Source organism: Novosphingobium sp. ERW19 (genome assembly GCF_012641315.1).
GTDB lineage: Bacteria > Pseudomonadota > Alphaproteobacteria > Sphingomonadales > Sphingomonadaceae > Novosphingobium.
Genome location: NZ_JABAIC010000008.1, coordinates 86,039 through 105,968 on the forward strand (window position 1 = coordinate 86,039; position 19,930 = coordinate 105,968).

Annotated in this window: 20 protein-coding genes; 8 read left to right on the forward strand and 12 right to left on the reverse strand. The window is 63.3% G+C overall.

Going from position 1 to position 19,930, the window contains the following annotated elements; genetic code table 11:
* The first annotated feature begins 74 nt into the window (after window positions 1–74).
* From traF to HGI46_RS15580, 3 genes are all read left to right on the forward strand, one after another.
* Window positions 75–848, forward strand: coding sequence for a conjugal transfer protein TraF (traF, locus tag HGI46_RS15570; protein WP_168905013.1), 774 nt, complete (start codon window positions 75–77; stop codon window positions 846–848).
* A gap of 86 nt (window positions 849–934) precedes the next feature.
* A complete protein-coding gene (locus tag HGI46_RS15575; protein ID WP_240946814.1) occupies window positions 935–2,296 on the forward strand; it encodes a conjugal transfer protein TraH in 1,362 nt (453 codons plus the stop codon).
* A 35-nt stretch (window positions 2,297–2,331) separates the two neighbouring features.
* Window positions 2,332–5,370 carry a conjugal transfer protein TraG N-terminal domain-containing protein gene (locus tag HGI46_RS15580; RefSeq protein ID WP_168905015.1) on the forward strand — a complete coding sequence of 1,013 codons (3,039 nt, stop codon included), beginning with the start codon at window positions 2,332–2,334 and terminating at the stop codon, window positions 5,368–5,370.
* A 2-nt stretch (window positions 5,371–5,372) separates the two neighbouring features.
* Here HGI46_RS15580 and HGI46_RS15585 read toward each other — a convergent pair whose 3' ends face one another.
* On the reverse strand, window positions 5,373–5,579 hold the full coding sequence (locus HGI46_RS15585; protein ID WP_168905016.1) for a hypothetical protein: 207 nt from the start codon (window positions 5,577–5,579) through the stop codon (window positions 5,373–5,375).
* A gap of 284 nt (window positions 5,580–5,863) precedes the next feature.
* Here HGI46_RS15585 and HGI46_RS15590 point away from each other — a divergent pair, with 284 nt between their 5' ends.
* Both HGI46_RS15590 and HGI46_RS15595 read left to right on the forward strand, forming a co-directional pair.
* Window positions 5,864–6,187, forward strand: a complete 324-nt coding sequence (locus tag HGI46_RS15590) for a type II toxin-antitoxin system PrlF family antitoxin (RefSeq protein ID WP_168905017.1) — start codon at window positions 5,864–5,866, stop codon at window positions 6,185–6,187.
* A gap of 23 nt (window positions 6,188–6,210) precedes the next feature.
* Window positions 6,211–6,666, forward strand: a complete 456-nt coding sequence (locus HGI46_RS15595; RefSeq protein ID WP_168905083.1) for a type II toxin-antitoxin system YhaV family toxin — start codon at window positions 6,211–6,213, stop codon at window positions 6,664–6,666.
* Here HGI46_RS15595 and HGI46_RS22445 read toward each other — a convergent pair.
* The 4 genes from HGI46_RS22445 to HGI46_RS15610 form a co-directional block, all read right to left on the reverse strand.
* Window positions 6,573–7,142 carry a DUF5818 domain-containing protein gene (locus HGI46_RS22445; RefSeq protein WP_346766749.1) on the reverse strand — a complete coding sequence of 190 codons (570 nt, stop codon included), beginning with the start codon at window positions 7,140–7,142 and terminating at the stop codon, window positions 6,573–6,575. The genes HGI46_RS15595 and HGI46_RS22445 overlap by 94 nt on opposite strands.
* A gap of 66 nt (window positions 7,143–7,208) precedes the next feature.
* Window positions 7,209–10,253, reverse strand: coding sequence for a MobF family relaxase (gene mobF, locus HGI46_RS15600; protein ID WP_168905018.1), 3,045 nt, complete (start codon window positions 10,251–10,253; stop codon window positions 7,209–7,211).
* Between the two features lie 3 nt (window positions 10,254–10,256).
* Window positions 10,257–12,587 carry a type IV secretion system DNA-binding domain-containing protein gene (locus tag HGI46_RS15605; RefSeq protein WP_168905019.1) on the reverse strand — a complete coding sequence of 777 codons (2,331 nt, stop codon included), beginning with the start codon at window positions 12,585–12,587 and terminating at the stop codon, window positions 10,257–10,259.
* On the reverse strand, window positions 12,574–12,864 hold the full coding sequence (locus HGI46_RS15610; RefSeq protein ID WP_118076041.1) for a ribbon-helix-helix protein, CopG family: 291 nt from the start codon (window positions 12,862–12,864) through the stop codon (window positions 12,574–12,576). Before HGI46_RS15610 ends, HGI46_RS15605 begins: the two co-directional genes overlap by 14 nt.
* Window positions 12,865–13,336: 472 nt before the next feature.
* Here HGI46_RS15610 and HGI46_RS15615 point away from each other — a divergent pair, with 472 nt between their 5' ends.
* Window positions 13,337–13,564: a hypothetical protein gene (locus HGI46_RS15615; protein WP_168905020.1), complete on the forward strand. Its 228-nt coding sequence runs from the start codon at window positions 13,337–13,339 to the stop codon at window positions 13,562–13,564.
* A gap of 160 nt (window positions 13,565–13,724) precedes the next feature.
* Here the strand turns inward: HGI46_RS15615 and HGI46_RS15620 are convergent, their stop codons facing one another.
* The 6 genes from HGI46_RS15620 to HGI46_RS15645 form a co-directional block, all read right to left on the reverse strand.
* Window positions 13,725–14,036 carry a hypothetical protein gene (locus tag HGI46_RS15620; protein WP_118075694.1) on the reverse strand — a complete coding sequence of 104 codons (312 nt, stop codon included), beginning with the start codon at window positions 14,034–14,036 and terminating at the stop codon, window positions 13,725–13,727.
* Between the two features lie 434 nt (window positions 14,037–14,470).
* The gene (locus HGI46_RS15625) at window positions 14,471–15,526 is read right to left on the reverse strand and encodes a DUF2493 domain-containing protein (protein WP_205525331.1); all 1,056 of its coding nucleotides are present in this window, start codon (window positions 15,524–15,526) and stop codon (window positions 14,471–14,473) included.
* Window positions 15,527–15,860: 334 nt separating this feature from the next.
* On the reverse strand, window positions 15,861–17,210 hold the full coding sequence (locus HGI46_RS15630) for an anti-phage deoxyguanosine triphosphatase (protein WP_118075688.1): 1,350 nt from the start codon (window positions 17,208–17,210) through the stop codon (window positions 15,861–15,863).
* Window positions 17,211–17,215: 5 nt separating this feature from the next.
* Window positions 17,216–17,605, reverse strand: coding sequence for a type II toxin-antitoxin system VapC family toxin (locus HGI46_RS15635; protein ID WP_022676687.1), 390 nt, complete (start codon window positions 17,603–17,605; stop codon window positions 17,216–17,218).
* Window positions 17,602–17,847 (reverse strand): AbrB/MazE/SpoVT family DNA-binding domain-containing protein, encoded by a 246-nt coding sequence (locus tag HGI46_RS15640; RefSeq protein WP_168905021.1) that lies wholly within the window; start codon window positions 17,845–17,847, stop codon window positions 17,602–17,604. The genes HGI46_RS15635 and HGI46_RS15640 overlap by 4 nt, the downstream gene beginning before the upstream one ends.
* Before the next feature lie 213 nt (window positions 17,848–18,060).
* Window positions 18,061–18,423 carry an XRE family transcriptional regulator gene (locus tag HGI46_RS15645; RefSeq protein WP_168905022.1) on the reverse strand — a complete coding sequence of 121 codons (363 nt, stop codon included), beginning with the start codon at window positions 18,421–18,423 and terminating at the stop codon, window positions 18,061–18,063.
* Window positions 18,424–18,497: 74 nt separating this feature from the next.
* Between HGI46_RS15645 and HGI46_RS15650 the strand changes: the two genes are divergently transcribed.
* Entirely contained in the window at window positions 18,498–18,797 is a 300-nt protein-coding gene (locus tag HGI46_RS15650) for a DUF1778 domain-containing protein (RefSeq protein WP_118075681.1), read from the forward strand.
* Between the two features lie 27 nt (window positions 18,798–18,824).
* Window positions 18,825–19,310: an N-acetyltransferase gene (locus HGI46_RS15655; RefSeq protein ID WP_240946815.1), complete on the forward strand. Its 486-nt coding sequence runs from the start codon at window positions 18,825–18,827 to the stop codon at window positions 19,308–19,310.
* A 197-nt stretch (window positions 19,311–19,507) separates the two neighbouring features.
* Here the strand turns inward: HGI46_RS15655 and HGI46_RS15660 are convergent, their stop codons facing one another.
* Window positions 19,508–19,891 carry a MucR family transcriptional regulator gene (locus HGI46_RS15660; RefSeq protein ID WP_346766750.1) on the reverse strand — a complete coding sequence of 128 codons (384 nt, stop codon included), beginning with the start codon at window positions 19,889–19,891 and terminating at the stop codon, window positions 19,508–19,510.
* Window positions 19,892–19,930 lie beyond the last annotated feature (39 nt).

Here is a 19,930-nt window from a genome sequence, read left to right on the forward strand (position 1 = left end):
GAGTGACACGAAAGGAGCATGCCGTGCCAACGTCGACAACAAATCTTCGGCCTCTTGGTGCGACCGGCCTGGCGATGGCTCTCGGACTCGCAGCGCAGGGCCATGCAGCGCCCAGCGAGAGCAGCGAAATCGAGATCCGCCGCGACCCTGATGCGCTCTATTGCACCGAGCGGCAGCTCGGCACCTGGTTCTACTGCGATCCACTGGAGGGCAAGCCTGCACCTACACCAATCAGGACCTCGCCCCGGGCAACGCTTGCCGCCATCGGTGCCGAACTCGAGGAGCTCAAGGCGAGGGCGATCCTTGATCCAACCCCCGAAAACGTCACCTCCTACATCCGCTTCCAGCGCGCGCAGCTCGATCGCTCCTCGACCTTTGCCGATGTCTGGCAGCGGGCACTGTGGCAGGACCCCGGGCTCGACTACACCTTGCAGCGGCCGGTCTCGACGCTCGGCAAGCGTGCGTGGATCGACCAGCGTAAGGCCGATCGCGATCATGTCATGGCCGAACTTGGTCGCCGCTACGGCGTTTTCTACTTCTTTGCTTCGAGTTGTGGGTCCTGCGACATCTTCGCTCCGATCCTCAAGGCCGTCGCCGATCGCTATGCCTTGCCTGTACTGGCAGTCTCGATGGACGGTGGCCCCTCGGCCATATTCCATGATTACATGGTCGACAGCGGGCAGTACGAGCGGCTCGGACTCGGCAGCGACCGGCAAGTGCCGGCCCTGGTCCTGTTCGACAGCGTGACCCGGCGTCCGATGCCGATCGGCTATGGCATTCTCAGCCAGGACGAGATTCTCGACCGCGTGTTCCAGCTGACCACGGTCAAGAGCGGGAGCGATTTCTGATGAGAGACCGGTTCTCCTGGCATCGGGCCCGGGGCAGGTGGCTCACCGGCATCGTTGCGGGCAGTGCCCTCCTTCTCGGAACGCCAATGCCCGCGAGCGCCGGGGTCGAGGGCGAGATGTCCAGCTTCATGAGCGAAATGGGCGCTGCCGCCAATGTCACTGGCCCCAGCGCCTATCGCGGACAGTCCGCAGGCTACTATTCGATGGGCTCGGTGTGGTCGCGCTTTCCGCAAAAGAGCATTCAGCCCTTCAATCTCCAGCTTCCCCACGCCCGCGCCGGCTGTGGCGGCATCGACCTGTTCTCGGGCTCCTTCTCCTTCATCAACACCGCAGAGCTCGTCGCCATGATGAAAGCCACAGCAAACAATGCTCTGGGCTTTGCCTTCAAGCTCGCGATCGACACGATCTCACCCGAAATCGGCAAGGTGATGGATGAGCTCGCGCAAAAGGTTCAGCAGATGAACCAGATGAACATTGCCAGTTGCGAGACCGCGCAGGCGCTCGTTGGCGGCCTGTGGCCAACCAGCGACACCGCATCCTCGGTGGTCTGCGAAGCGATTGCCAATAGCCAGGGCGCGGTTGCCGACTGGGCACGTGCGCGCCAGCAATGCAACAACGGCGGGCAGCGCGAGAGCCTCAAGGCCGCGAACTCCGATCCCGCAATGGGCGAGCTTGCCGGCATGCCCAACAATTACACCTGGAAGGCGCTCTCCCACAAATACGGCGGGTTCGACACGCAGTTTCGCGAATTCCTGATGACGCTGGTCGGCACCGTCATCTACGATCCGGCCGGAAACGACGGCAAGCCGCGGGTCCAGTTCATTGGTCCTGCCGATGCTGCGCTGATCAGCGCCATGCTCGATGGCACCGCATCGAGCCCGCATAAGGTCCTCACCTGCGGCAGTGACAGCGCCGCGTGCATGCGCCCGACAGAAACGCAGATGGTCATCGGCCCCAATGCGGCGATCAAGGCGCGCGTCCGCACCCTCATCGAGAGCATGGCGCGCAAGGTGCGCGATCCCGGCGCTGCGCTCACTCCGGCCGAGATTCAGCTGCTCGGCATGGCAAGCGTTCCCGTCTACAAGATCATCACGGTGAGTGCCGCCGCCGAGTTTGGCATCTCGGCTCAGGAATTGAATGACCTTTCCGAAATCGTGGCGGTCGACCTCGTCACCACCATGACAATGCGCTTCATCGACATGGCCGTGAATGCCCGCTCGGACTTCAATGGCGCCGATGCGGACAGTTTGCGGGAATGGCGTGAGGGCCTTTACGAAACCCGGCGCAACTTCCTCGGCATCGCGGCGCGCACCTCGCAGCGCTTCGACCAGACTTTCGCCCTCATTCAGCGCACGCAGATGCTCGAGAAGACCCTGCGCAGCCAGCTCTCGCCGCAAATGGCGGCGGCCCTGCGCTTCTCGCGGTCGCTCGGAACCCAGGTCCAGTAGGACCAGGAAGGGTCACGCCAAGGGGAGGGCGGCACATGCTCGAAGTCTTCACGGTCGGCGGCGGCGAATTTCTCGTCAACACCTTCAACGCGGTGGCGGCCTGGACGGGGTCTGGCGGCTTTCGCTCGCTGCTCAGGGTCTGCATGGTCATGGGGCTGACCTATGCCCTCTTGATCACCGCGATGGACCTCGATTGGCGAGTGTGGCTGCGCTGGTTCATTCAGTCAACGTTGATCTACCTCGTGCTGATGGTGCCAACGGTGACGGTCAAGGTCACCGATCGCATCAATCCCGGCCTTGGTCCTGCCACCGTTGCCAACGTGCCGATCGGTCTCGGCATGATGGCCTCGTTCACCAGCCAGATCAGCGACTACTTCACCCGCACGGCCGAGACGGTTTTCGTGATGCCTTCGGCGCTCAACTACTCTACCGGCGGCTTTGTCTATGGCGCCCGGCTGTGGGACAGGACGCGAGCGTTCGAGATCCGGGATCCTGTCTTCCGCGCCAATCTCGACGGCTTCCTCAAGCAATGCGCCTATTACGACATCCTCCTGGGCACTCGCAGTCTCAAAGTCCTCAGTGAGTCCAGCGATCTGTGGGCCGAGCTCGGCCTCAATGCCGCGACCAATCGCGGCATGAAGTTCCTGACCGATACCGGGGGCGCAACCAACATCGAGGGCAAAACCTGCGCACAGGCCTGGCAAACCCTCAACGCACAGTGGAACGCACAGATCGACGCGGCGGCCATCCCGTTTGCGCGCACGCTGTATCCCAAGCTCGCGTCGGCCGCAGCGAGCAGCAAGCTCGCAGCAGACTTGCCGGTAATCTCGCAGCTGCTGACCGGCACCTCGGCTTCACGAAATCAGATCCTGCGCCAGAAGAGCATGGTCGATGCGTTCGAAGCCGCCCAGCTGGATTTTGGGAACGTCGATTCCGATGCTTTCGCGCTGCAACGGGCCGATATCCAGGCACGCAATGCCATGACCACGGCTGCAGAGCAGGGTCTCATCTGGATCCCGGTACTCAATGTCGTGCAGACGGTCGTGTTCTACGCCCTGTTCCCGGTGGTCTTCCCCCTGCTGCTGTTTCCGCGCACGGGCATCGCGACACTCAAGGGCTACTTCGCCGGCTTTTTCTATCTGGCTGCCTGGGGACCGATTTATGTCCTGATCCACAGCTTCGTCATGGACCGGCTCGCGGCCCAGTCGCGCGCGCTTGCCGGCGGTGGGGTCACGCTTGGCAACTGGTCCGGCATTGCCGGGGTGAACCAGGAAATCGCGACGATGGCCGGGTTCCTGATGATGTCTGTCCCGGTCCTGGCCTTGATGGTCATGCGCGGAACCTTATCGGTCGCGCATAGCATGGGCTCGATGCTGGCGCCTGCCCAGGGAGCAGCGGACGCTGCAGCCGCCGAACGAACCACCGGCAACTATGCCTTTGGCGACGTAAGCCATGGCAACTTCAACGCCAACAACCGCCAGATGGCGCAGTGGAACCAGGCCCCCAATCTCGCTGTGGGTGCAAGCCACATGGGCCTCAGAAGCGACGATGGCGCGATGGTTCATGCCTATGGCAGCGGCGCGCGGGTGATCGACACAAGTGGAGCAATCTCGCAGTTGCCGTTCAAGGCCTCGATGACGCGGGGCTATGCCAGCGATTTGCGCAATCAGGGCCAGTGGTACCTCAATGAGGCCGACCGGATCGAGAACGGCACCTCGGCGACCTGGAGCAGCGCGCACGGAACCTTCGGCAGTGCGGTTGCTGCCAGCAGCCAGGTGACCGGCAGCCGCAGCGAACGCGGATCGCGCGCGTCCGACACCCACAATGTCGGCGGCAATGTCACGGTCGAGGTCTCGGCCGGCAAGTCGACCCGCGAGGTGACCAACGACGATCTGATCCTGCGGCAGGGCAATAGCCGTTCGAGCGGGAATTTCGATCAAAGGGCGTTTGGCGGCTCACTCACAGGTTCGGCTAACGGGACCGTGGGGACTCCAGGCAAGAATCTGGCAGGCAGCGGCGTTTCCGCAGGACTCGGCGCCTCAATCTACGGCAGAAGGGAATGGGGGAACGATGCCAGAACGAATGCGGAGCGGTCAGCAACGAACCAGGTTACCCGCGGCACCGACAAGTCCGAGGATGTCAGCAGTCGCGTCGTCGTCAGCGGCAACAGCGGCGACGTCCAGTCTTCGGGCACGTTCAGCCAGAACTCCGACTACACCGATGCCAGCCAGAGTCGGACCAGGAGCGAGGGCTCCGACTGGCGGGTCTCCGAAGCCGAGGAACGCCGCGCCGCCGCCGCGCGCTATCGCGAGATTGGCAGCCGTATGATGAACGAAGCAAGCTATGCAGAAAGCCACGGGTTCCAGGTCTCGAGCGACATGTCAAACCTGATCCAGGATCGATACGAGGCGCTGCAGCGCGAGCACCCCGAGTGGCACCTTCCAGACGTTGCCAATCCCTGGCTCGATTACCCCGACATGGCACGGCGCGATCAGGCGATTAGCTACATCATGGATGACCTGCTGAGTGACCTCAGGAACCGTCGGATCGAAGAGCTGGGCGATGTCACTTCGATCGCCGGGCAGGGCAAGCTCGGCAGCCATGCCGATCTCGACATGCCGCAAGCCGCATCGCTTCCGCCAGCCGATCGCACGCCGCCCTTCATGGCTTCACCACTCGAAGGAGGAACGCTGCTTGCCGCGCCCGAAGGCCCGGTTGATGGTGCCAGGCTTGCCAGTGAACTCGGTATGGGCGTCAAGGCCGGCGCGCGGCTCGGCCGAATGAACAGCGACCTCGTCCCTGCGATGGGCGTGGTGGCGGACGAAGCAAGGGCGCTCGGTTTGCCGCGCCCGGTGGTAACCTCGGGGAATGACAGCACCCAGCACGCCTCCAGCTCGGCGCACTACGCCGACCGAGCGCTCGACTTCCGCGGAAACAACATTTCAGACCAACAGGGGGAGCAGTGGGCGGATCGCGTGCGCGAGCGCCTGGGCCCGAATTATGCGGTCGACTTCGAGAGGTTCCCCGACAACCCGGCGCGGGATCACCTGCACGTGGCCAGACGACGCGGATAGGGTCAGCCCAAGATACCGGACTGCACCGCGAACATGATCAGGAAGATTGCGATACCTCCAAGCACCGTAGGCAAAACGTATGGGTTGCCGATCTGGTCTGAGGCACCTGCTTGCGGAATCCCCGGCAACGGTAGACCCGTGACCGGCTCGGTGTCCGCTTGGCGGCAGGCTAGCGGCAAGCCATCGAAGCCATAGCGATTGTGGTCCATGGCGGCGCTCCTTGCACTGGCAAGATCATATCCGGTTCTCGCAGGATTTTCAATGATTTGTTAGGGGAAGGGAAAGCTCCGCGCCCTTTCTGAACCTTCACGCTGCTCAGCGTGAAGCGTCAATTATTTCGCATAAGGCCGTGATGGACAATGATGCAGAGATTATGACGGATATTCTCCGATAAAATGCGTTTAATGGACAACGGCGAGGCGAGTGGATCCTGGTACAAACCTTGACAGGGTAAGAAATTTTCCTTACCTTTGCCTCCAGAATGGAGAGCTTCATGGCGATCTCACTCGAGGAAATCAGTACCATTACCGCCAAAGGACAGACCACGATACCCAAGGCTGTGCGTCAGGCGCTGGGTGTCGATTATGGCGGCCGCATTGCCTTTCGGGTGAGCGATGCGGGGGTCACAGTGTGCCGTGCCGATATCGACGAGGATCCGGCAATTGACAGTTTCCTGAGCTTTCTGGCAGCCGATCTGAAACACCATCCCGAAGCGGTGAAGGCCCTTGGCCCGGAATTGGCTGCACGCATCACTTCGCTGATTGCCCATGTTCCGGTCGATCTCGACGAGGCAATTGACGGCGACGTTGACCTTTGAGCAAGCGCCCAATCCTTGAAGGAATGACCTTAAACGGATGGGCACTCTACACCCATCCGCTTTTCCTCGACCAACTGGAGAAGTTGACGCTTGCTGTCGAACGCGCCCGTGCGAAGGATCCGAGCGGATACGCATCGACTGCCGACGCGAAGCTCATCGCGGCGCTTCGCAAGCTGATGTTTGAGGTAATCCCCGTCGATCCAGCCCGCCCCGAATTCCGTCAGGGCGGGACGCTGGGCCCGTCCCGCAAGCACTGGTTCCGGGCGAAGTTCGGAAATGGGCGATTCAGCCTGTTTTTCCGCTATTCGACATCCGCTAAGATCATCATCTTCGCATGGGTCAACGATAGTGACACGCTTCGCACCTATCGCGCGAAGAACGACGCCTATGCCGTCTTCAGGGCTATGCTCGACAAGGGCAACCCGCCCGAGGATTGGGATGCCCTGCTGAAGGCAAGTGAGACACTTACCGAAAGCTGACCCGGGCTACTCAGATCCAACTGCATCTCGACATATTCGACCTCGATCCGGTCGACATCGACAATACGTCCACACACCCGGACCCGCCCGCTGACCTCCACCGCACATTCGTCGACAAACCCAAGCCGCCAGCACAGCCCGTCTTCGTCCGGCAATATCGGCCCACGCGCTCCCGGTTCGATGGTGCCGTCGTGGAACCTGGAGACACGGGGACGGGATGGCGTCATAGGCCATGAATGGCGCAATCTGGTCGGGAGGCAGCCGCCCGGAGGCCGAACGATATGCTCGTCCTTAGCCTGCCGAGCCGCTTTTTCCCAGTAGTGTCTGGGTGAAGGATTGGCGCTGCCCGGCGGGAGGCAACCCGGACCGCGCCGTCTCCCCCTTGCGGGCAGGACGCGAAAGCGCGCGCGGTGCCCGCAGATCATGGCTCGGCGGGGACAATCCATCAGCAGTGCAAGGGCAACCGGCATTGTCATCCAACACCTCGACAGAGCTCGTCTGAACGCCGAGGTGCGAAAGGCTGCCCATGCAATGGGACAACGTCACAGATCGAGCCCCAGCGACTTTTCGGGGACTGGCAGCTGCTGCACTTGCGGTTCGCTTGCGGGACCAAGCAAAGCATCCAGCTTTGCCTTGAGATCTGCGCTCATCCTGAGCTCGGGCAACTGCCGGGGATCGACCGGATTGTGGTGGCGGGGTTCGACCTCGACTTTGCCGGCCACCTCGAGCGCGGAGGTCTTGTTCCCAGGCGTCCGGTCGAGCTGCTGCTTGAGGCTTTCGAGGTTGTTGGTGACGACCATCATGTCCTCGGTTGCACGGGTATTGAGCACGTTCTGCGTGCGCTGGGTCGCCAGATTACGCTGCGACGAGGAAATGACCTCTATCGCCTCAGGCTTGGTCATGCCCTGCGCCATATGGGCATTGAGCGCGTAGCCAAGGTCGAGCCGGCGCAGCATCGGATCGCCCGGTGCGAGCACCAGTTGCCGCTTGTCGGCAAGCTCGACCCGCACGCCTTCAGGCCGGCACTCGAGGACGGTCGCATAGGTCGACTTGGCGATGTCGCGGGCCCCATCCTTGTCGCGCCAGAACACGGTCTCGCCGTCATGAATCTTGAGCTCTCTCTGCTCGTAGAGCCCGATCCGGTCGAAGCGATGATCGGGGTCTAGCCGGTCAGGGTCGATGACCTTGCGCCGTCCCCCGGCCTCGAGCACGACCTTGCCGTCCTTGCGGATCTCGCGCACCTCGTACTCCCCGCGCTTCAGCCCCAGTTCGCGCACGTCCATCCGCGCGTCGAACACCTGGCCCACCCGATAAGTTGAGGCAAAGCGCAGTTCCTCGCGCGTGGTGTTGGCGCTCTGCAGAGTAGTGAGCGTGACACCCGGCCCGCTAAGGGCGCCCTCCTTGAGCAGCCCCACCTGGACCCGCGCATTGATCTCGGCGCGGTCATCGCGCCCGGCGGTGAAGATCGCGGTCGCCTCGCGCTTATCGGGGCTGAGCGACAGCCATATGTCGGCTGCACGAGCCACATGGTCGGGCCCTGCTTCGATCACCCGGCCGTGAGCGGCAAGAAGGTCGAGCGCCAGGCTGGCATGGCCTTCGTTCGAGAGCCCGGCGACCGCCAGCAGCAGCGGCGAGTTCTTCTGGCGGATGTTCTCGTCCATCCGCACGGTTGCTTGCCCCGCGGCCTGGCTGACGGCGAACATCTTGCCCTGTTCGATGGCCGACAATTGCTGGCGGTCGCCCATGAAGGGTGCCTTGGCGAGATCGAGCTGCTCGGCGAGCGCGGTCAGTCGCAGCATGTCGCGCGAGGAGACCATCGAGCTTTCGTCGGTGATGATGACCGTGTTGGCGAGCGCCGCCTTGGCGGCTTCGAAGCGCTCACCCGATCCCGCGGCCGCAGCCCTGCCGTAGGTGCTGAGGAACTTCGCGATCGTGTAGGCCTCGATCCCCGCCTCGCGCATCTGCTCGGCCGACATGCCTTGGCTGCCCCCGCCGCGCAGGTCGGCAACCATCTTGTTCTGGAAGGCGAGCCCTATGAGCTTGACGCCATCATCACTCAGGACCTTGTCGAGCGCTCCGAGCAGCGTCGATTTGCCCGCACCTGCGACGCCCTGGACATTGAGAAAGCGATCGGTGCCGGAGAGGATCGCGACGCCTGCAGCTAATTGGCCTTCGTTGAGCTGCCAGTTATCGACCCCGGCGCGGGCCTGCCCAAGCTGGCGCGCCGCCTCCTGCAGCCGCGCCATGGCCTGCTCGGGCGGCATGAACGCGCGGCCCTTTCCGGCCCCGGCATCGATGCGGTCCAGAATCTGTTGCTCCATCGCTAGCGCCGCCGGCGTCGTCACCAGATCGAAGTGGCCATCGAGCCGGTCGGTCTTGCCCGGGATCAGGTGGCCATCGCGGATGAGCTCGCCGATCCGCTCCACGACGGCACCGCCTTCGAGACCCTTGATCTGGAAACCCAAAGCAGCACTGAGGATCGCCTGCGGCGAGAACGCCGCCTCGCGCTCGGACAAGTGGCGGATTGCGGATGCGGTGGCGTGCTGTGCCTTGATCGTGTCGGCGGGGAGGAACAACGCAGCCGGGCCGCTCACCGCCAGCGGGCTCGGCGTGCGCAGCGCGGCGCCGATCCGGGTTGAGATTTCACCAAGCGCGGCGGTCGCGGTTTCACGGAAGGTCGGGCGCGCCTGCACCTCGGCGCGGGCCCTTGCCTCGGCGATGAGCGCCTGGCCATCGAACCCCAATTCCGCCGAGCGATCCTGCCATGCCTGGACGAGTGCTGCGCGGTCCTCAACAGCGAGCTTGGGATCGCGGGTATTGACCGTCACCCGGTCCTGTCCCTGCGGCGATGCAATGCCGAGTTCCTCGACCTTGGTCAGGATGTCTTCGCGGCGCTGGCTGAACTCCTTAATGACCGAGCTTGGCACGCCCTTGATCTCGAAAGACCCATGCTTGCCCGCCGCCTCGGTTTCGTAGCCGAGCTTCTGCAACTGCGCGCGGAAGGCGGCATGGTAGAACTGGCCGATCGTCGTGTTGTTTTTCCAGATCTCGCCGTTCCACAGCGCCTTCCAGGTGCCCTTCGGATCGCGCGTCAGGTTGGCGACGACGGCATGGATGTGGCCCTGCGGATCGAGCGCGCGGCTCGTATCGTGGGCGAACAGGGCATAGACGAGATTGCCGGTTTTTTGCGGCTCGCCGCTGCGCGAGCGGTCGTAGTTGCGGTTTTCGGCAAACTGCTTTTCGACGAGCTGCGACATGGTCGATTTGACGGCGGCGAGGTGCGCATCGAGGATCCGCTTGTCGCCGCTCACCAGCGCCAGGATCGAGGCGGACTTGGGCATCGAGAAGGTGAGGTCGAGACCCAGACGCCGCCCTTCGACCTGACCCACCATCTCGCCGTCGGGCAGCCGCCCGTTGAGGATCGCTTCGAACTGGTCGCGCTCGACCTGACCCTCAAGTCCGAGTGCGCGCGCACCCTCGCCGCCCCAGACCCCGGCTTCCGCGTGTTCATCGGCCGTGTAGTAGTTGTCGTTCGCGAAATAGTCGGCTGCGCCGCTCGACGACCTGACGGATGCGATGGAGTTCATGGGCTACATCTCCGGTCCGTCATCGTGGTCGGGCCCATCCATTTCCGCGCCCCGGGAAACATCTTTCCCCCGTCCGTCCGCGGCTTGGCGGTCGATCGCTTCGGCAAGTTCGCGCGCAGCCTGCGTGGCCCGCTGGGCGGGGAGCTTTAGAGCAGCGCTGCGGGGGGCTTTGGATGCGGCTTCGGCCTCGTTGGCGCGCGCAGCTGACGCGCTCTTTACGATCTCGGCGCTGGCGATCATCGAGCGCCCGAGGCTGGATTGCGGCGCTGCCGTGGGCTCGGCCTGCGTGGCGGCAAAATTCAGCTCTTCCTGGCGGGGAGCGGGATGGGGCTTTGCCGTTTCGTCCTCGCTCTCGGGTACGGGGGCGAGTTCGAGCTCGTCCTTGGTCTCGCGCCCGCCGACTTCGCCTTCCGCGTCATCGTCAGTCCGCCGCGCGAACTCGATCGGCTCGACATGGGCGCGCAGGACATAGCCGTCTGCGACCTTGGGATAGTCCTTGTAGGTGAGCTTGATCCGCGCGGCATCGAAGCCTTCGGGAAACACTAGGAAACCGCGCAGCGAGGGCAGTTTCATGATGTCATCGGGCAGGACGAGCGGCTGCACTTCGGAACGCGGGGTGATCGTCGCCGCGTCGCGGATATTGGAATAGCCGTAGCTGTAGGCCTCATCCATCATCCTAACTTCACGGTGCCCGATATAGTCTGAGCAGTGCTCGGCGGTGTCGCGGTCGGCAGCGGCGAGAACGAGCTTGGTCCGCGCGAGCGAGGCAAGGTTCTGCGCGCCTTCCTTGCCGTAGGTCTCGGCCAGCTTGGCGAAGGAATGGATGCCGAGCACGAAGGCGCCGCCAAAGCCGCGCGCGGTCTGCAGGCCGTCCTCGATCGCCGGCAGGCGGTGCAGCGCGTGGACCTCGTCGAAGAAGAACCAGGTGCGAAGATCGCGGGTGCGCGGCAGGCGCATCAGCGTGTGGACCGCGAGGTTCATCCACAGCGACAGCAGCGCCCGGTTGAGCACCAGTTCGTTGTGCGAGGAGGTTATGAACAGGATCGAACCGGGCTTGTTCTCCGCGCGAATCCAGTCGGAGATCGAGAAGCGCTCCTTGCCTTCGGGCAGGAACCGCAAGGCCTGGGCATTGGTGTTGAAGACGGCGCGGATTGATTCCGCCATCTTGGCCGCCTCGGGCGCGGTCAGCGGGTCGGCGACGGTGTGCTCGAGGAGTTTGTGGACCTCCTTGAGGTCGGCCATCATCAGCTTGCTGGCGAGCGCCTGGTTGGTCGCCTCGCCAAGCTTGATCAGCTTGATGCAGGTCTCGACGAACAGCGTGCGCGCAGCGAGCATCCAGAAGGGTTCTGCGCCGCCGCCATCGGCCGGAAGCAGGGCGGCGGCGATGCCGGTGAAGTCGGCATGATTCTTCGCTTCGGCGAACACCGACCAGGACGGGCAGCGCTCGTCCATCGGGTTGAGGATGATGTCGGTTTGGGGGTCGTAGAACGCCTCGACATAGGCCCCGGTGAGGTCGAACACGACGGCCCGATCGCGCCGCGCGCGCATCTGCGCAATGAGCGCGCGCATCTGGGTCGTCTTCCCCGTGCCGGTCGAGCCAATCATGATCGTGTGGGCCTGTTCGGTGCGCCAGGGGAAGGGCACCCCCGCGATCGAATAGACGTGATGGATGCCCGCCTCCTTGCGCGTCGCGAGGCTCATTTTCATGACCTCGTCGAAGCTCTTGCCGGGGAGGCGCTCGGCGATCTCTTCGCCGAGCATGTCGCGGTTATGAGCGTTGATGACATCGGCGAGTTCGGCGGCATCGACCAGCATGGCGCCGCGCTGGTGCCGCTCCTCGAGGATCGACTTTCCGCGCCGCTTGGAGAAGTCGACGAACCACACCGCGATCGGCACGGCGACGAAGAGCGAGATAAACAGCGAGCCCCAGATTGCCCGCATCAACTTGTTCCAGGCGACAACGACATCGGGGTGCGAGGCGACCATGCCAACAGGAGCCCGGACGACTTCGCCGGAAGGGAGGGTGAGGTTGAGAATCTTGGCGTGCGAGAACTCCATGAAGGTCCATCCAGCGGCGTAGATCCGCATCAGGATCATCTGGATCTCTTGGCTCTCGAGCAGCAGCGCGAGGACGATCGAAAGCGCGATGCAGAAGGTGAAGAACCACACCATCAGCGGCATCTTTGCGGAGGCGAACCACATCATGAATTCGTGGGTGATGAGTTGTGAGCCGCGGGTGAAATCGCCGGCATTGCGCGGCATGTTCCCGCGCGCGGAATGGTGCTGCAGCTTGCCCGGCCGCGCCCGGTCCGACCAGGTGTTAGGACGGCGCACAGAGCGCCTCCATCCGGCGTTCGGCTTCGGTGATCAGCGCGGTATGGGCATCGGGGTACTGGCGCTGCACGATGAGGTCAGCGACCAGGAACAGATACTCGGCCGAGAACTGCCGGCGGCGGTCCGCCTCGCTGGTGCCGGACATGACGCCCAGGAACTGCTCGAGCGCGATTCGCAAGAGGTTCGATCGGGAGACGTTTTGCGCGGTTGCGGCGGCCTGCGCCGCATCGGCCAGCGGCTGTGGAAGCCGGAGGGTAATCAGAACTGTTTCAGTCATCACCACGCCCTTCGAAAGGGCCTGGCGGAGATTGCGCGACAACGGTTTTAGGCCATCGGCGGGCCCTTGGCAAGAAAGCGGTTGGGGACCAAATGGCGTATTACATTGTAATACCGATGAAATCGCCGAATTCCGGGACTTTACCGGCAGGATACAGCAATGTAATACGATGTATTACCAAAGACCCACTCTGTACACACACGCATTCCCGCCATTTTTCCTACGGCCCTGCCGTGTAGGGTGTGCAACTCTTCCCCTTAATCCGCTGCCTTGTGTCTGGTGGGTGATTGCTGGTCTTTGATGCGCATGGATTCGGGCGTTGACCGGTTGTTCTACAGCCAACAAGCGTCACTGAATACGGAGCAACGCGCGGGATTTATTTGGTCGGTCGGCAGCAAAAGACTTGCCACTGATGCGTCTGCTTGGAATCCTCGGGACGGGAGGTTTCAGCCCCAACCCACGAGGTATCATCATGGCCAGGAAAGGAAGCCTTGAAGCAGAACGACAGGCAATCGCAAAGGAGCGTCAGGCGCTGGAAGCGCGCGAGACGAAACTGCGCGAAAGCGAGCGGGCGGCGAGTGTCGAACTGATGCACAAATCGGTTCTGGGCAAGGCCTCGTTCAAGAGGGTCGAAGCATTCTTCGCCGCTCTTGGGAAGCTCGGCTTGGAGGAAGCGGAGAAGCGCCTGCGGGCAAGCTGAAACCGGTCTCGACCGAGGCCGGCGCAGCCGGGGTTCCCAAAGTTGCTGCCTGCATCCGCAGGCAGTTGAGGGGGCCCCGGCTGCGCTTTATCTGGACACGCAAAAAAGGGGGCCGGAGAGCCCTTGTCGGTGCCCTCCGGCGCAGCGATCGATGTTCATTTCAGAACGGGCACTCCGCGTCCCATTCGAGATCCATCACCACACTCATGAAGCTCGCGGCGCGGCCGATGTTCGCTTCGTCGAAGTCGTCGGCCATCATACCCGGAACGGAGTGGACGATCCGGTCGATCAGGTCCTGGGGCAGGGCGTTGTAGTCGCCTTCGTCGATGGCGAGAAAGCCGCCGAACTCATCCTCAATGACATGGCTGTCGAAGAAGCTGTGCTGAGCCCGGATAGTCGCGGCGCGTACCGCGGCGTCATAGCTGATGTGGTCGAACGCCGGGATGTCGAGGGTCTTGGTAAGAGCGTTCATGTGAGCCTCCTGTCAAAGGAATTGAAGAGGTCACCTCGGGTATGGCCGAGCTTGGCCCGGGTCAGGAACGGGCCGCTCGCGGCCCGCCGCGCCAGCGGGGGTGGGGGAGCCGATTTTTTCGCCTTCTTCGGGCGTAAAAAGTTGGGGGAACCGCCCTTCTTGACGCGGGCCGATGGCGGCCATCATGCTTGGAATTCTGCGAGAGTGTTTAACCCTGTTGGGCAGCCCCCCGGTGGTCCCATGCACGGGTCTTGAGCGCCCGGCCGATGCGAAGCCTTCGCGCCCCTTCCAGCAGGCCGTCAGGCCATTACTGGCGGGGGCAAGATGCGAGCGAGCCGGGCCATGACAGTGTGCGTCCGGGTCGACAAAAAAGAAGGGCATCCGGCGGTGAGGCCGGACACCCTTCTGGTTGATGCAATCGCAGCTGGTGCCGCTCAGAATGGCGGGAGGTCATCGCCATTGACGGTGCCACATGCCGTGCGCTTCATCGCAGGCCGCTCAGCTTGCGCTGCGGCTTTGGTCCGCGCCGCCGGGGTCTCGTTCTGGACCGAAGCGTCGCGCACGATGTGCAAGGGAATGCGTGCTTCCCGCAGGCGATCGGCAAGGTTCGCCTGGATGCCGCCGCCGCTGCATACTACTGCTTCGACAGGCTTGAAGGCGAGCATGCGTGCGTTGCGCTGATAGGGCGCCGAGGCTCCCCGCGAGGCATCGGGCTTGCACAGGATCACCGGTACATTGTGGCGCGAGGCCCAGGCCGCTGCGATCACGTCCGCGCCCTTGTTCTGGGCAGTCGTTGCCAATGCCATCGAAGGGACGCGTGCATGGATTGCATCGAGGTAGTCTTCGACCAGCGCAATGTCCGTGAACTGCTGTCCGCCCGAGAACACCACGACCGGACCCGATGGGGCGAACTGCTCGCGCCGCTGGGCCTTCTGGGCCGCAAGATAGTCGCGCGCTTCGATCATCGAGGCATTGGTCTTCGACGACACTTTGGAACCGCGCACCGGCGAGAAGGGGCGGCCGGTTTCGACAAGATAGATCCGCGCGGCATGGTCACGCATGCATTCCATCGCATCGCGGCATTCGGCAAGGCTGCGGGCCTGCATGGTGAGGTCTTCCAGATCGGTCGCGTAGACCTCGCTCGGATCGTATTCGCGCAGCTTCTCCTGGAGCCGGTTCGCCATCGCGTCCTCGCGGTCATCGAGCCGCATGGCGACGACGTGGAAGCTGTTGGCCACGCCCCATGCGACTTCGCTTGCGAAATCTTCCATCCGGGTGTCGCGGAACAGGTCGAAGACCGTTGCCAGCATCATCTCGATCGCCGCCTGCGCCAGCTCGGGATCGGGCATTTCGACAGCGCTCGGCTCGTGCTCGATCGAGAGCTTCGCCAGTTCGGTCTGCTCCATGAATGCCCGGGCGTAGTCAGGCGTCGCGATTTCACGCGCATAGTGTTCGGCAAGGTCGGCGAAGTTCGAGAAACGGTCCGTCATGATAACCTCCAAAAGGTATTTTCTCTCATCACGCTGATGAAAGATGCCCATCGGAAAGACGCCGGAGTCAGGCAGTCAGGGACGGCGGGGCGCACGCGCTGCCGCCGCGAATAGCGGGCGTGGGGGAAGCCGATTTTTGCTCGCAAGGCGCTAGCCGCAGCAGGCCAAAATCGGGGGGCACCCGCGATCCTTGACGGCCGCCAATCTCCCAGGCGTCATGCTGTGGCGATGCTGATTTCGCTCAGCCACCGAGATGAGAGAGATTACTGTTTTGCCCCCGAACCCCATCTGGGCGTTCGGGGTTAACCGCAAAACACACTTAGCCCTTTTCCACTCAGAGCCTGTCGAACACCGATCCCATGCGCGGTGAAAACAGGCGCTCGTAGGTCTTGAGGAGATGCGTGTCGGTCATCGCGGCGACGAAGTCGCAGATGACCCGAAGGTCGCCGCCAGCAGCTTCGTATTTCGCGAGTTCGTCGCGTGGCAGCAGCCGGGCGGGGTCGGCCTGCATCGCCTCGAAAACGGCGACCACCATTCCCTGGCCCTTGAACTCGAGATGCTGGACGGCAGGCGAGGTAATCACCTCGTCGACGACAAAGCCCTGCAACACGTCGAGGAACTCGCGCTGGGAGGAGGCGACCCGCACACCCCAACGCAGGAATGGCTCGGCGAACTCGGGGCGCTCGACGAACTCGACCGCAGTCAGGAAGTGATGGACGAGGCGGCCGATAAAGCGCTTGCGCGAAGCGGCACCGCCGAACAGGCCATCGACCATCTGGGCGAAGACGTCATTCTCGCTTTCGCCTGGGTATTTGGCCTTGAGCGCGTCGAGGAAGGAGGGACACTTGTCCTGGAGCGCAGCGGCGAAACGCTCGCGCGTGACAAGATCGAGTGCGATCGCGTCTTCAAGGTCATGAACGCCGTAGGCAATGTCATCGGCCGCATCCATGATCGAGCAGTCGAGTGCCTTGTGGCGAGGCTTGCCGTGCTTGCCCTCGTGCGGCGTGAAGGCTTGAAACGCCTCGCGATCCGCAGGTGACAGAGGCTCGAGGATCCAATCGACGACGTCCTGTTCGCTATCAAGGTAGCACTTGGGCGGCTTGCTCGCGCGGCCGTCGATGATCTTGATCGTCGAGGGACCGGCGAGCAGTGCGGGGGCGAGCGCAGGGTTGGCAATCTGGCTGAAGGCGACCGGGTACTTGAGGACTCCGAGCATTGTCCGGCGCGACAGGTTCGCGCCCGCTCCTGCGGAGAAATTCTCGAGGCGCGCAAGGATGCGCAGGGTCTGGCCATTGCCCTCAAACCCGCCAGCACCGCGCATGCAGTAGTTGAGCGCGATTTCGCCGCCATGCCCGAAGGGCGGGTGCCCGAAATCGTGGGTGCACCCGATCGAGTGGATCGTGCCGCGATCGGGCAGCAGCGGGGTCGCCGGATGATGGGGGAAGGACTTCTCGAGCTGGCGGGCGATGCCGCCAGCGATCTGCGCAACCTCGAGCGAATGGGTGAGGCGGGTGCGATAGAAATCGCTGTCACCGAGGTTGAGGATCTGGGTCTTGCCCTGCAGCCGCCGGAACGAGGCCGAGTGGATCACGCGCGCATAGTCGATGTCGCCATCGTCCCGCGCGTCCTCGCTCTGCGGGGTCCAGCCCTCGCGGCGGGCTGACCAGTCACGGGCAATAGTCATCGCGATCAGCGGATCACGGTGACGGCGACACCGGCTGCGTCCGCGACGGTGCGCCACTGCTTGTCGGCGGTCAGCGCCGGAAGACCGTCCCGGCGCGCGAGCGCCAGGCAGAAGCGGTCGCCGAGCGACAGGCCGGCATCGGCCGTCGCAGCACGCAGGCGCCCGGCGATGGTGGCGAGCGCCTGGTCGGCCTCGACGATCGCCATCGGCAGGGGCCGCAGCATGGCGTCGACTTGTTCGGCGGGCATGCCCGCATGGATGAAATGGCTGACGACCTCGGCGTAGTTCACGCTCGACATGCGCGAGGCACCGATCGCATCGGCGACCTTGCCCGCGCCGGGCTCGTCCCGGAGCAGGGCAAGCAGCGCGGAGGCGTCGAGTACGACTTCGCTCATTCGCCCGATTCCGAGCGGCGGCGGCCAAGAAAGGCATCGACCGAAGCCTCTGCCTTGTCGCCGGTGTACTTCTTGGCAAGCGCCTGCGCGTGCGCGATCGACTGCGCCACGGTGCGCAGGATCACGCCGTCCTCGGTTTCTTCGACCAGCAACGCGCCGCCGCCGGCTAGGCCGAGCCGCTTGCGGATCTCGGCCGGCAGGCTCATCCGACCGTTTGGCGTGATCGTCACTTGCACCGTCATGGCACTGCTCCTGATGTGGCAAACGCGTCGCGAAGCGTGCGTGTGAGCCAGCTTAGGGAACATATGCCACAAAATCGCAAACGTGTCACGAACAGCCCCACTTGGCATGATCGCTCAGTTTGATAATATATCTTATGTTAAATTTCATCAATGGGTCACACGGATCTGCCGTCGCCCGACAAGTGCGATCGCGCGAAGCATAGCACTCCAGAGTCAGGCAAAGCCCCCATCTTTCAGCCGATCGAGATAGGCGTGCACCTTACTGCTCCATCCCTGACGCACGAGTTCGTCTGCCGTAGCATCGCCGAAGGAAGGCAATGTTCGCGACCGGTACCAGTTATAGGCCGCTGGCGCGCTGCCCGCCCAAAGAATGAGCCGGTCGATAATCCCGCACATTTCGTTCAACCGCGATTGCGTTGCCACGCGTCCGATGGGAGCAGCATTGGCAAGCGCATCAGGCGAGAGTCCGACGACAATGGCCAGCCCGGATTTGGTGGTCTTCAGGGCCGCAGCCAGACGCCTGGAGGAAATACCGTGCTGGTCGGATACTTCCCTCAAGAATGCCGAATTGCGCATGGATCTGTCCAACTACATTTAGTCTGTATTGCATTTTGCAATACACTGTGTATGATGCCTTGCGGAGATAGAATATGGCCAAGTCCCTTGAACGCAAGGATCACCCGGTATCGATGCGACTGCCCGATGCCGACATTGCCCTGATTGATCGTGCGGCAAGTGCGCGCGGGCGCTCGCGAACCGATTTCGTGCGAGAAGCAGCGGTGCGTGCCGCCGAGGATGTCCTGATGAACCAGAGGCTCGTGCGGATGAGCGCCGAAGGGTTTGCCGAATTCATCGCGCTGCTTGAAAAGCCTGCCGAGGCGGTTCCAACGCTCGTCGAGGTGCTCAGGCGACCCGCGCCTTGGGACATGCCCTCGGACGATCGGCACTGACAATTGGGCCTGTCGCCGCCGGAACTGTTGACCGCAGCTCACGAAGTCGATGACTTCGACTGCGGCAAGCCATCGCTCAATCACTGGCTAAGGGCGCCCGCCCTTGCAAACCAGGAGCGCGGGTTTACCGCGGTGTTGGTCGTGCATGAGGCAATGCGGGTTGTCGGCTACTATGGGCTGGCGCCGACATCGGTGGTCCCCGGCATTCTGCCGCGTTCCATCCGAACGGGGCAGCCACCCGATCCCGTGCCTTGCCTGCTGCTCGGTCAACTCGCGACCGATCTGGCATGGGCGGGACAGGGTATCGGCTCGGGATTGTTGCGCCATGCACTGGGACGGTGTCTGGAGGCTGCCCGCCTCGTTGGCGGTCGTGCAGTGATCGTCAATGCCATCGACGACGAGGCGGCGGCCTTCTGGCTAGGCAAGGGTTTCCTGCCTTCGCACGACGATCCGCTCGTGCTGTTCCTGTCGATCGGCGCCATCGCTGCTTCCCTCGCAGCGGCAGACCGTTGAGCCTGTGCCGGATCAGGGCACGACCGAAACCATATACGTGAAATTCGGCCGATGGCCCGCAGCGCGACTCTAGCCGAACGCGACTCCGAGCTTCTTGCACTTTGCCGGGCCGCCTGGACCTTGGGCTGCGCCTTGGGCGCCGCCTTAGGTGCAGCTTCGGGCGCTGCATTGGCCTCAGCCTTCGGGCTTTGGCCAAGCTAGCGGCCAAGGCCGATCCGGACCGCGAGCTCCTTGCGCTTGGCAGCATAGTCGGGCGCGACCGTCGGGTAATCGGTGGGCCGGCTCCAGCGCGTCCGGTACTCGGCCGGGGTCATGCCATGCTCGGTGCCAAGATGGCGCTTGAGCATCTTCATCTTCTCGCCGCATTCAAGGCAGGTTGCGGCATCGGGCTTGACCGAGGCGCGCACCGAGACGGCAGGCTTCAGCTCTTCTGCGGCCGGCTCCGGCGCCTGTCCAAGCGTGGCAAGCGAAGCATAGACCGCCTGGATCAGGCCCGGCACGTCGGCGGCCGCCACCGAATTGCTGCGGACATGGGCAGAGACGATGTCGGCGACATGATCCAGCAGTGCTTCGCTTTCCACGCGGGCGAGACCTTTCCAATTCACGGATCGAGGGTTCCA